General features: G+C 59.9%; 14 protein-coding genes. 4 read left to right on the plus strand and 10 right to left on the minus strand.

Annotated features, from left to right (window positions below; translation table 11 throughout):
* Positions 1–99: 99 nt before the first annotated feature.
* The 3 genes from HZB49_RS22535 to HZB49_RS22545 are packed head-to-tail and all read right to left on the minus strand — an operon-like array spanning position 100 to position 2,560.
* Positions 100–990: a MaoC family dehydratase N-terminal domain-containing protein gene (locus tag HZB49_RS22535; protein WP_061026541.1), complete on the minus strand. Its 891-nt coding sequence runs from the start codon at positions 988–990 to the stop codon at positions 100–102.
* Entirely contained in the window at positions 987–1,403 is a 417-nt protein-coding gene (locus HZB49_RS22540) for a Zn-ribbon domain-containing OB-fold protein (RefSeq protein ID WP_021075741.1), read from the minus strand. Before HZB49_RS22540 ends, HZB49_RS22535 begins: the two co-directional genes overlap by 4 nt.
* A gap of 5 nt (positions 1,404–1,408) precedes the next feature.
* Positions 1,409–2,560: a hypothetical protein gene (locus tag HZB49_RS22545; RefSeq protein WP_021075740.1), complete on the minus strand. Its 1,152-nt coding sequence runs from the start codon at positions 2,558–2,560 to the stop codon at positions 1,409–1,411.
* A gap of 209 nt (positions 2,561–2,769) precedes the next feature.
* On the opposite strand from HZB49_RS22545, the gene HZB49_RS22550 reads away from it, so the two are divergent.
* From HZB49_RS22550 to HZB49_RS22565, 4 genes are all read left to right on the plus strand, one after another.
* Positions 2,770–3,987, plus strand: a complete 1,218-nt coding sequence (locus tag HZB49_RS22550) for an acyl-CoA dehydrogenase family protein (RefSeq protein WP_021075739.1) — start codon at positions 2,770–2,772, stop codon at positions 3,985–3,987.
* Between the two features lie 2 nt (positions 3,988–3,989).
* Positions 3,990–5,084, plus strand: a complete 1,095-nt coding sequence (locus HZB49_RS22555) for an acyl-CoA dehydrogenase family protein (protein ID WP_021075738.1) — start codon at positions 3,990–3,992, stop codon at positions 5,082–5,084.
* 20 nt (positions 5,085–5,104) lie between these two features.
* A complete protein-coding gene (locus HZB49_RS22560; RefSeq protein ID WP_156457153.1) occupies positions 5,105–5,389 on the plus strand; it encodes a LysR family transcriptional regulator in 285 nt (94 codons plus the stop codon).
* A gap of 182 nt (positions 5,390–5,571) precedes the next feature.
* A complete protein-coding gene (locus HZB49_RS22565; protein WP_021075737.1) occupies positions 5,572–6,528 on the plus strand; it encodes a LysR family transcriptional regulator in 957 nt (318 codons plus the stop codon).
* Here the strand turns inward: HZB49_RS22565 and HZB49_RS22570 are convergent.
* The 7 genes from HZB49_RS22570 to trbJ all read right to left on the minus strand — a co-directional run.
* Entirely contained in the window at positions 6,501–6,743 is a 243-nt protein-coding gene (locus HZB49_RS22570; protein ID WP_021075736.1) for a DUF2274 domain-containing protein, read from the minus strand. The two genes, HZB49_RS22565 and HZB49_RS22570, sit on opposite strands and share 28 nt — an antisense overlap.
* Positions 6,744–6,752: 9 nt before the next feature.
* A complete protein-coding gene (locus HZB49_RS22575) occupies positions 6,753–7,943 on the minus strand; it encodes a TrbI/VirB10 family protein (protein WP_021075735.1) in 1,191 nt (396 codons plus the stop codon).
* Positions 7,943–8,911, minus strand: coding sequence for a P-type conjugative transfer protein TrbG (trbG, locus tag HZB49_RS22580; RefSeq protein ID WP_035649424.1), 969 nt, complete (start codon positions 8,909–8,911; stop codon positions 7,943–7,945). The genes HZB49_RS22575 and trbG overlap by 1 nt, the downstream gene beginning before the upstream one ends.
* Positions 8,912–8,916: 5 nt before the next feature.
* A complete protein-coding gene (gene trbF, locus HZB49_RS22585) occupies positions 8,917–9,594 on the minus strand; it encodes a conjugal transfer protein TrbF (protein ID WP_021075733.1) in 678 nt (225 codons plus the stop codon).
* A gap of 85 nt (positions 9,595–9,679) precedes the next feature.
* Entirely contained in the window at positions 9,680–10,909 is a 1,230-nt protein-coding gene (gene trbL, locus HZB49_RS22590; protein WP_021075732.1) for a P-type conjugative transfer protein TrbL, read from the minus strand.
* Positions 10,910–11,284: a putative entry exclusion protein TrbK-alt gene (trbK-alt, locus tag HZB49_RS22595; RefSeq protein WP_082770511.1), complete on the minus strand. Its 375-nt coding sequence runs from the start codon at positions 11,282–11,284 to the stop codon at positions 10,910–10,912. It lies immediately after the preceding gene.
* The coding region (gene trbJ / locus HZB49_RS22600; RefSeq protein WP_291615324.1) for a P-type conjugative transfer protein TrbJ at positions 11,281–11,886 on the minus strand (606 nt) is incomplete at its 5' end. The genes trbK-alt and trbJ, both read right to left, overlap by 4 nt.

The raw sequence follows: 11,886 nt of genomic DNA on the forward strand, positions 1-11,886 counted from the left end.
AGCTGACGCGCGCTTCGGGGCATAACTGCTTACACAGAAGCGATGATTGGCCACAATCATTGATATCCGTCAAAACAACTTTTTCATTAACCATTGTTCTCACGCGTATCGTATTGTGACTTCCATGGCGATGGTTCCCTCCGGTGTGAGGGCCCACAGCTCCGCTCCTTTTTCGCCGTCAACGGCGCGGCCAACGACGCTGAAAGGCGCCGTGTCGAACAGTGGTGCACGGGCGCGCTGCGAAAACGATTTTAGCGTTTTTTCCGGAGCGTGATCGCGCGCAAGGTCGATCAGGCACTGCTGCGAGTAGGGTCCATGCACGACAAGGCCGGGATAACCTTCGACGCGCATCGCATAGTCCCGGTCGTAATGAATGCGGTGCGGGTTGAAAGTCAGCGCGGAATAGCGGAACAAGGAAACCGGGTCCGTCGTAATCGTTCGGCGCCACGGTGTATCGGCTGGCGGCTTGTTCCTTTTCGGTGTGACGCTCTTCTCTCCAGGCTTCACTTCTTCGCGGAACACTGTGTGATTTTGTTCTACAATCGAAAGGCCGCGAGGCGTGAAAATGCGACGGGTCTGCGTCGCGAATATCAACGCTCCGGTACCGCCCGACCGTAGCGAGACATCGGTGAACTCCGTCTCGCGCTTGAGCGCATCGCCGAGGCGGATCGGATCGTGGAAGGTCAGTTCGGTTCCCGCATACATCCGCCGTGGAAACGGCATCGGCGGCAGAACGCCGCCAGAGATCGGCAACCCATCGTCACCGAGAGTAGCCTTGGGCGACAGCGGCATGAAATACACCAGATGCCACCCCGGCTGGATCGGATCCCCGGGCCCTGGAATCTGGTCCTGCCGATCGAAGGTCACCGCAAGTCCGCGCAGCGGCGCCTGGGTGGCGACATCGTGCTCGACGATTTTCGTCCCGATGTGCTTGCGCAGTGCGTCAATGTCCACGTTCATCTTGATGCCGCTCCGGGTGGTGATGGTCACGACGCGGTTACACAGGCGGGAGTCACCAGATCGGGCTTGGCCTGTTCGAAAATGACACGAACCGGCAGCCCAAGTTTGACGTCCGTCTCCCTGGCGCCGCGAAGAGGGACTTGCATCCGTACGCCCTCCTCGAGGTCGATAGTGGCCAGAATGTAAGGTAAATCGAGCTTGAACCCGGGATTGAAGGCGTGATGGGTGATGGTCCAGCTGTGGACCGTTCCCCGGCCCGAGGCCTCGATCCATTTCACTTCAAACGAATAACAGACGTCACAAACCGGCCTTGGATAGTGACGGATTTTTCCGCATTGCCCGCATTTCTGAAGGAGCAGCCGTCCATTTTGGAGGCCATCCCAATAGGGCTTCGACTCATGGGTCGGCTCAGGAACGGGCTTGAGGTAGGTCTCCGCAGTCATTGCGATCATCCTTTGCGCATGATCGCGACGGATCCGTCGCCCATATCGCCGTATCCAGTCACAAGGCCGATCTCGGCTCCCCTAACTTGTGCCTTGCCGGCCTCGCCTCTGAGTTGACGCACAAGTTCAACAATGTGGTTCATGCCGACCATATGCGCCTGAGAAAGCAGTCCGCCGTGGGTGTTGATCGGCAATTTTCCTCCAAGCCGAATCGCTCCGCTCGCAACAAACGGACCGCCCTCGCCTTTCTTGCAAAAGCCGAGGTCTTCAAGTTGACACAGCACGATGTAGGTGAAGCAGTCGTAAATCTCGGCAACGTCAATATCTCCAGGCGAAACACCGGCCATGGCAAACGCCTTCGGCGCAGCCTTCGCGATCCCGAGGCGCGTCATATCCGGGCGTTGCGTGATGACGCTCGGTGAATCCGGATGGCCTTCGGCGACCCCCATGACGTAGACCGGTGGTTTGCGAAGATCATTTGCCCGGTCCGCGCCACTGACCACGATCGCCGCGCCGCCGTCGCTTTCCAGGCTGCAATCATAAAGTCTCAAAGGATCGGAGATCATGCGTGACGTCTGGTGATCCTCAAGGGTCAGCGGCTTCGTCATCATCCCATGGCCATTGAGAATTGCGTTGTGACGGGTAGACACGGCGATTTCGCCAAGCTGCGAGCTCGTCGTGCCGAACAGTTCCATATGGCGACGGGCCATCGGCGCATATAGCTGTGCCGGGGCGATCGCGCCGACCGGCATCTCATGCTCACCAACGACCTTGAACTGGGGCATTTGCTGAACGCGCGTGCCGATGCGACCCGCAGACGAGCCGTTACGACCGATCGGGATCAGCACGTTGCTGCACACGCCGCCGCTGATCGCGAGCAGCGCACATTGTATGGCCGCGACGCAGCTGGCTCCGCCGAGCGGCGCAGTGGCCGAAAAGCGCAGGTCGGATATACCGAAATTCGTGACAAAGTCTTCGGCTACGACCGGCGAATTCGAGTATGGAATAATGCCGTCGATTTCCTTGGGACTGAGCCCCGCATCCGCAATCGCATTCAACGAAGCCTCGAGCTGAAGCGCAAGTATGCTCTTGCCCGACATGCGCGTGTACTCGGTCTCTCCCACGCCAGTGATGGCGGCCTTTTCTTTCAGTGACATAGGCAAAGCTCCCACGGAGGCTCGCAACCCCTGAACGATTTCCGTGACGACGGAACAATCATTCAAGCTTTCTACTTGACGCCGGCCGCCCAAGGCACGACTATTTCGAACAGATGTTAGATTTAATCCGTAGCGCGGTCAATCGACCGTGGCTAGTCCTTTCCGTGTAGAGTAACAGGCACAAACCGCGCCTGGGAAAGAGCGTCTCTATGGACCTCCGCTACAGCGCCCGACATCGCGCCCTCCAGGAGGAAGCGCGCGGCTTCGTAAAGAAATACGGCCACCTTTCGCCGAAAACGGGGGGCGGACGGAAGCGGCCTGACGCGCGAGCCCTGGATTGGCAGAAGCTTCTGCTGGAGCGCGGTTATTTTGCCCGCAACATTCCCCGCGAATATGGCGGCTTCGGCCTGCCGGTCGACATCCTGGAATTGGCGATCATCGCCGAAGAATTCTCGAACGCGGGCGTGTCTCCGGGCATCATGAACCAGGGCATTTCCATGCTGGTGCCGACATTGCTCGAGGTCGGAACGAAGGAGCAGTGCATTCAATGGATCGGGCCTACCATCCGCGGTGACATCATTTGGTGCCAGGGCTATTCGGAGCCCGGTTCGGGCTCCGACCTTGCCGCCGCCAAAACCAGCGCCCGTGTCGAGGATAGCCAATTCATCGTCAATGGCCAGAAAATCTGGACGAGTTCTGCCCACTACGCCGACATGATGTTCCTCCTCTGCCGTACTGAGCTCGACAAGAGCAAGCACGATGGGCTGTCCTACCTTCTTGTCCCCATGAATGCGCCTGGCATTGAGGTGCGCCCATTGGTCACGATGACCGGCCGCGCCGAGTTCAACGAGACGTTCTTCACGGATGTCCGCGTGCCAACCGACCAGATTGTGATGGGACGCGGCGACGGCTGGCATGTCGCCAATGTCACCTTGAAGTACGAACGGATGCTGCTCGGCGACGCCAACAAGCTGACCTACCGTCTGGCGAGGGCTGTCGAATTGATGAAAAAAACGACGCTCGATGGCTGCCGATTCATCGACATCCCCGAGTATCGCGAGCGATTGCTCAAACTCCAGGGCGAGGTGATGGCCTCGAAATACCACGGTCTTCGATTAATGACCGAGCAGGCGAAGGGAGAGGATTCGGGGGTCAAACGCCTGATCGTCAAACTGAACGGGACGATGATTGCGTATCGGCTGTCATCGCTGGTCGTTGACGTGCTCGGCGCGGCGGGGCTCGCTTACGAACCGGTCGGCGAAGCGGCGGAAGACGACGAAGCCACCACCTGGCAGATAGATAACATGTACGACATCGGCCTCATCATCGGTGGCGGCTCATCGAATATCCAGAAAAACATCATCGGCGAGCGCGGACTGGGTCTGCCGCGCGAGCCGAAATCCGCCCCGCCAACCGTCAGAGGATAAGCATGGAGTTCGGCCTCAGCGAAGAGCAATTGATGCTAGCGGATTCCTTGCGCGGATTTCTGGACCAAAGACTGCCCATGAGCAAGTTGCGCAAGATCGCGGAGGGCGGCTTGGGCTTCGATGGTGAACTATGGTCGGGCCTCACGGAACAGGGCATCATGGGCATCATGGTCCCCGAGGACTTTGGGGGTCTGGGCCTCTCGCTGCTTGATGCGGCTGTTGCCGCGGAGGCGCTTGGATATCACGCGACACCGACGCCATTCGCGGCTGCGCTGGTCATGGCCCCCCTCGCCCTGATTGCCAGTGGCGACCGCGCCCAGCAGAAAGCATGGCTGCCGCGGATCGCAAGCGGCGAAGTCCGGATCGGGGTCGGGTTCGCCGGCATGTCGGGGCAGACCGGCGAGGCGGCTGTCCGCCTCGCCGGAAATATGCTGTCCGGATGCGTAACGGGTGTGCTCGATGGCGGAAACGCGACGCATTTCATTGTCTACCTTGATGACGGCCGTGCCGGCCTGTTCGCCGCGGTCGGGGAACCCGGTGTCAGCGTAAGCACGCATCGCAGTCTTGATCGCACACGACCGTTGACGGCTTTGGTACTGCATGATGCGGGGGTTGAGATCCTTGGCGCCGCCAACGATCCGAAGGCAGCGGCGACCGCCGTGCTCGACGCTGGCCGCGTCATGCTCGCGGCCGACACGCTAGGGGCGGCGCAGTCCATGTTTGACAAGGCGCTGCTCTATTCCAAGGAGCGGGTGCAATTCGACCGCGTGATCGGCTCGTTTCAAGCCGTCAAGCATACGCTCGCCGACATCATCACCATGCTCGAGCCGTGCCGCTCGCTGGTGTGGTACGCGGCTCACGCTCAGGATGGGTCTCCTGAGGAAGCTCGCGTTGCCGCGCTGCAGGCAAAGGCGCATCTAGGTGATGCCGGCCGCGAAATCTCCCGTCTGGCGACCGAGATTCACGGCGGCATCGGATTTACGGACCTGCTCGGCCTTCATTACTGGTTCAAGCGCATTGCGTTCAACCGGCAGCTTCTCGGGGCTCCCGAGCGCTGCAGACACCAGGCCGCCGTAGCGCAAGAGTGGGTGAGTTGAAGCGTCCTCTAATGGCACGAATGTTCAGTAGCGGCAAGAATGGTCAGCGAATATTATCCCACAGAAAACCTAGTCCTAGTCAAACGTCCGACGTTGATCTGCAGAGTATTCGATACGCTGTGGCAGCAGCGGGTCACGGTAGCTTTCGGCGCGTGTCCGAAGTCTTGATGCTTCGGCAATCCGCGCTTAGCCGTTGCATTAGCCAGCTCGAACATTCACTCGGTATGACCGACTTCGAGCGATCCAGCGGCGGGGTGCAAGCAACGACGGTTGGACGAGATTTTCTCCGAACTGTCTGCGGGTAACGCTCGTGGATTTCTAGACTCGGTCGCTTCACAATTCGCCGATTCGAGCAATACTCTGCCTTGCTTGGAGCGTCGTGGCTCGGTTGTTCACGGAGCAAGCCGCGTCATCTTACAACCAACAATTGTCTTAATGTTTTGCACGATCTAACTCGACGCAACTTGAGCATGAAGGTGTCGCTCATATGGACGATACGAATTTTGCCGGTCCACCTGTCGGAGGCCGACGCCTGACCGTTGTCTTCAGCCAACTCCAACACGCGATCGCTGCCGAAGATTACGGGAGTTTTCGGCAAGCTGCCCATGCATTGTCGATCAAGCAATCGACACTCAGTCGTTCTGTCCAGCTCCTTGAGCACTCGATTGGCGTTGTCATCTTTGAGCGGTCAAGCGGTGGCGTTCGAGCAACGCCGGCAGGTCGTCACTTTCTGCGCATGACGCGCTCGATACTTGAACAAGTCGAGGCGCTGACTGCATCAACAAGAGCGCACGGGTCTGGCGAAGCGGGTCGTCTCGTCATCGGGTTCTGTACTTCGCTGACGGCAGGCAATCTGCGCGCAACATTACTCGACTTCAAGAAGCTTTTTCCGCACGTTGAGCTTGTAACCGTCGAGAGGTCGAGAACGCGGCTCACAACCGCGCTCCGCAACAGTGTCATTGACGTGAGCATCCTAACGGGCGACCCGCAAGCCCTCGATAGCAAAACAACGCCACTCTGGAGTGAACGAATTCTGGCCGTTCTGCCGAGTGAGCATCCTTTGGCTGCGCGCGAAGTCATCTACTGGACGGATCTACGGAATCAGACTGTTTTGCTCAGCCACTACGATCCAGGGCGCGAGCTTGAGGATCTCTTGAACGCAAAGCTAATCTCTCCCGATGACCGACCGCGGATCGAACGTCATGACGTCAGCCGCGGGGTCATCAAGAGCTTGATCGCCGTGGGGTTCGGCATCAGTCTCGTGCTGGAGTCCGATATCGGGGCCAATTTTTCCGGTCTAGTTTATCGGGAGTTGCGCGACGGAACGGGGTCGAGCCGCATCGGCTTTTCAGCGGTTTGGCGAGCGGACAACGAAAACCCTGCTCTCCAAAACCTCCTGAAATTGCTTGGCGAGCGCTATCCCCTCGGTCCGGTGGCTCCGTAAGGCGTCTTTCGTGATCTTGCAAAAGCGCGATCCGTCGCCATGAATCGCGCCAACATTGGTGCGATCAGCTTTACCGGATCATACGCAGACTGGCCGCTCTCGCGCGCGAGGATTTCAGCGTAAGCAAGCAGATCGCGATGTACGGCTGCCGGAAGTTCGATCGTCAACTTCACGGGTTTATCGTCCGCGATGGCACCGAGCTTGAGTTTCGCCATGTGTACTCCCTATCCTTTGTATGGCTCAAGCATCAAGTCACGGTTGACGATGACACGCACAGGGAAACCTGGCCGGATTGTGAGCGTCGGTTGAATGTTGAGGTTCCGTCGGACCACTTGCTGTCCGGTCTGATTGAGAGAATTGGCGGCCCCATGCCGGAGCGCCTGAAGAACGGCCGTGCTGGATCCAGCGTCGGCGCCAGATCCAAGCTCTGAACCCACACCGAGTAATGTCGATAAGGCCGCTGCTCCGAGCAACTCCTTCCAATGGTTGTCGACCTCATCCTCAAGGCCGGAATACCCCGCGGTGTCTGCCCCCGTCTGTCTTTCGAGTACGATAGAGCGACCATTCGGCATGATCAGCCTCGTCCAGACCAGAAGGACGCGCGACTGTCCAAACGATACTCGGCTATCATAGAGACCGATCAAGCGCGCTCCCTGCGGGACAAGACGAGCCCGACCGGTCGGCGTGTCAAAAATATTTTCGGTTACCTGCGCGATGATCTGGCCCGGCAAATCGGAGCGGATCCCAGTGATGAGTGCCGCCGGAATGATGGTCCCGGCCTGAATTACGAATGGCGAAGCCGGCTTGGCCAAACGGTCAGGACTAGTGGTGCGTCGATCGATCAAAGCATTGACGAACGCGAGTTTACGGTCTTGACCGTTCTGGGCAAATGCGTCGTCAGTTGAAGTGGCTCCCGTTGGCGAGGTCTCGGCTGGCGCCGCTTGGCCAGGCGATGGTCGGGTCACCGTATTGGCAAAAACTTTGCTGGTTCGTGCAGCTTCACTTTCCTGGCTTGCTCGTTGTTGCTCGGCGTCAACCGCTAGCGGGCCGTTTTGGGCCTGTGCCGCGACAATTGGACGGCCTAGATCACCTGGCAAAGGCGGCCCTAGTCGTGGCACGTCCGGGGGAATTGAACCGTAGTCCTTTGGCAAGCTCGCAAGCTTGTCCGCCACATTGTGGTGATCGGTTGAGTAGAGTTCGTCCGGGGCGGGAGCCCGCTTCTCGCGTGTTTGCAGCGCCAGGAAAACGGCAGCGGTCAAGAGGATCAGCACCAGCGCCGTGCCCCCGATCAGTGCTTTGCGCGAGAGCCGCGTGACGTGCGGGCGCTCCGGCCGCAACCGAAAAGAACTCGTTTCTGTCTCGAGCGCCGGCGGAGCACCCGTCCGGTTTGTGGCCTCCTGTTCGGTGTTGCTCATCAAGATCTCCCATCGGTTCTGATGATGCGGACCTTTTGCTGTTCCTCGCCCCCCAGCCGCAGTTCGGCGGCCGCGAACAACCGGTCGACAATCAGGACGTTGCCGAATGCCCGGTAGTTGACGAGACCCGGCTTGCCGTCGGAGTTAATGACGAACAGCGGAGGCATTTCGCCCTGCCCGATGCCCGGCGAGAACTCGATGTAGACCTTGCGGCCATCGTCAAAGGCGCTGACGGGGCGCCAGGGAGGATTGTCGCCCTCGAAGGTGTATCGATAGCGCCGTTGGGCAGGATCCGGAATGAAGGGTTTTGGCGGAAGCGCACGACCGCGCGCGGCTCGGTCTTCAGGATAGAACCAGGAGACCGATGGCATGTATGATTTTTCACGCGAGCGCAGCTCGATCAGATACGTCCGCCGATCGGTGTTGAGAACGAGGTTGGTTTCGATGGCCGCTCGTGTCGGCTTGACCATGATATGGACCCGCCGGATGTCACCGCTGCCGCTCTCGGTATCTCCGACCACCCAGCGCACCGTGTCGCCCGCGGAGATGGGTCCGGAGCCGATCAATTTCTCACCTGGCTCCAAGGCAATGTCCGTGATCTGTCCTGGCGCCGCATAGATTTGATAGAGCGCGCCTGGGCTATATGGAAACACCTGCACAGCGTTGAAATACCCCGCCTTCCGAGGCTGTACGCGGGCCGCATCGTTGGCGCTTTCGATCCGTTCAACGGGTGCTTCGGCTTCCTTCTCCTTGCCGCCCCGTGCCGGCGTCCAAGCGGGTGGGACGTGAAGGGAGCGCGGCCGATCGTCTGCAAGCGCCGGTTGACTGGGCAGCGGCGGGATTTCGTCGTCATAGCTGATCTGCGGCGGCTTGAATGTCGTGCACCCAGCAAGGGCACAGGCGCAAATCAGGAGAGCCGGAAATCCACTCCCCGTTTTCATTCGCAGTGAACGTTGATTTGTCGGCATCACTGTCAAAACTCCTTGGACCAGTTGATGGCGTTGACGTAGATGCCGAGAGGGTTCTTGCGCAGCCGATCGATGTCGCGCGGCGGTTCCACGACAACGCTGACGATGGCGCTCCACCGCTCGGTCGCGGCAAGCTGACCATTCTCGTAGCGGCGTTCGATCCAGGCGATACGGAAGCTGTCGGGCGAAGCTCTGATGACACTGGATACTTCGACGGCGACCTGGATCTTCCCGACTTTTGTGAAGGGATCGTTGTTGCGGGCGTAGTCGTTCAGCGCGGCGGCACCGCGATCGGTCGTGAAATCATACGCCCGAAGCCAATCCTCGCGTAGCACGATGGCGTCCATCGGGAGGCCGCGGACATGTTCGATGAAGCGGGCGAGATGGAAGCCAATTTGCGGGTCGGTTGCCTTGTAGGTCGAATTTGCTGGCGCGACCGCCTTTGCTTCGCCGAGGCGATCGACTTCAACGACCCAAGGCGTAATGGACCCCTGTGCTGACTGCCAGACGAGAGCAGCGGCGAAGCCGGCAGAGAGGAACAGACAACCAAAGGCCATCAAGCGCCAATTCCTGGCCTGGACACGCGCCGAGCCGATCCGGTCATCCCAAACCTGCGCGGCTTTTTGGTAAGGCGTAACCGGCTGAGGTGTGCGGCCATAATGAACGGCCGATCGTTTGAACATGTTGACCTCGACGTACGAGAAATCGGGCGTGAGTAGCGTTTGGTACGTTTGAAGAGTTCTGAGAGGTGCTCCGACGGTGCTGACCTCAGCGCTCTGAATCCTTGAGATCGACGGAGGCCCCACCTCCGCCGCGATCCCCGGACCGCAGCGCCTGCGTCGTCGCCGAGACACCATGACTGACAGCCTGTCCACGTTTCATGCGGCGAACCCAGGCGGGTGCGCCTCCAGATGACGCATCCGCGCCGCCGGCTTCATCGCCCGCGGCATTTGATCTGCCAAAGCGGGCGGCCAGCGATCGCAGGGGACTCGCTGCCGAAGTGGCGCCCGCCTCCCCGGTCTGCGCGCCCGTCCGAAAGGCGGATGCCGCGCCGCCTATGAGCGCGCTGCCTCCCCTCGCCGCGCCTCCAACCATGCTGCCGGTGAGAGCAGCCCCGCCTGCTGCGAGTGCTGCTCCGGCGGCAACCACACCACCTGCGGCCATCGTGGTTCCGACGGCCGCACCGGCCCCAAGTTGCGGACCGCCAGATACAATGCCGTTGGCAATTCCCGGCCCGAAGATACCGAGGCCAAGCAACGAGAGGGCCGCGAGCACCAGTGCCATCGCATTTTCGATAGTCGGCTGGTTACCGCCGGACCCCGAGGTGAACTGGGAGAACAGGGTCGATCCGATCCCAACGATGACGGCAAGCACCAATACCTTGACGCCGGACGAGATGACGTTTCCGAGTACGCGCTCGGCTGCGAAGGCGGTCTTCCCAAACAGGCCGAACGGAATCAGCACGAAACCGGCCAGGGTCGTCAGCTTGAACTCGATCAAGGTGATAAAGAGCTGGATGGCGAGGATGAAGAACGTCAGCAGCACGACGATCCAGGCAAACAGCAGCACCACGATCTGTACAAAATTCTCGAAGAAGCTGACGTAGCCCATCAGCCCCGAAATCGATTCAAGGATCGGCCGTCCGGCATCCAGGCCGACCTGGGCGATCCGTCCTGGCCTCAAGAAATCTGCGGACGACAAGCCCGTGCCAGAGGCCCTCAACCCCAGACTGGCAAAGCTCTCGAAGACGATGCGGGCCAGGCCATTCCAGTTCCCGATGAGGAAAGCGAAGACGCCGACAAACAAGGTCTTCTTGACCAGCCGAGCGATCATGTCCTCATCGGAGCTCCAGACCCAGAACAATCCCGCCAGCGTGATGTCGATGGCAACAAGCGTGGACGCGAGATGTCCGACCTCATTTCCCACCAGGCCGAAGCCAGAGTCGATATAGCGGGTGAATGTTTCCAGAAACTGGTCGATGATGCCTGTACCACCCATCTATCGCTCCGTCGGCTGAGGTGCCGGAAACAAACCGGGCGGCAAACGGCTCTGATCCTTGACGGACGCAGGCGGTGTGGCGTCTGGATCGGGCCGGGCGGGATTGCGCGGAGTGTCGATGTTCTGCCTTAGGAAGTGGCGGCGCTGTTCCGCCCAAACCTTTCGGCATTCGGCAAGTCTGTCTTTTTGCTCGTATCCAACTGAACGACATCGCTCGAGCTCGGCTGTCTGGGGATCGCCTTCTCGGACGACCGAAGAGGCAGGCTGAGGCTGATTGTCGTCGTCACGCAGGTGGATGGTGCAAGCAGCAGCGAGCACGACGACAAAGATTGTCACGCCGAGAGACAGCGCCTTGAACGCCCTGAAATCACTCATTGGTGGAACATCTGCACTATTGTGGGCTGGTAACCTCGGCTCTGCGTCAGGAAGCGCCGGAGTTGCTCCCTGCCCTGGTCCTGAGCGGCCGTTCGCTGGGCAGATTCCAGGTTTTGGGCGCGTCCTTGAGCGGCGACTGTTGCCGTGAGATCGGCAAGCTGTTGTGCCTGCAGCGCAAGAAGCTGATTGGCAGCCTGGCTCGCTTGCAGGGCGCCGGTCGCGCCCTGGCTGGCGGTGACGAGCGTCGACATCTGGGCGCGATTGGTGTCGAGATTACTGACCACCGTAGCCTGCACCCGCATGGCATCTTGAAAGCCTGCAACCGAGTTTTGCCAACGGACCTGCGCATTCGCGATCAGCGCCTGGTCCGTGGCGTCGGGAGATGCCGGCGCGTACGTGGTGGAGAACGCGCGATCGATTTGCTGGATGTCGAAAGAGATGCGCTGGGCTTGGGCGAGCAGTTGCTGCGTACGCTGGATTGACTGCTCCAACTGCTGCAGTGACGAATAGGGCAAGCTCGCGAGATTCCTGGCCTGATTGACCAGCATCTGCGCCTGATTTTGCAGCGATGTGATCTGGTTGTTGATCTGCTGCAGGGCTCG

The sequence above is a fragment of the Bradyrhizobium sp. genome (assembly GCF_016219575.1).
Taxonomy (GTDB): Bacteria; Pseudomonadota; Alphaproteobacteria; order Rhizobiales; family Xanthobacteraceae; genus Bradyrhizobium.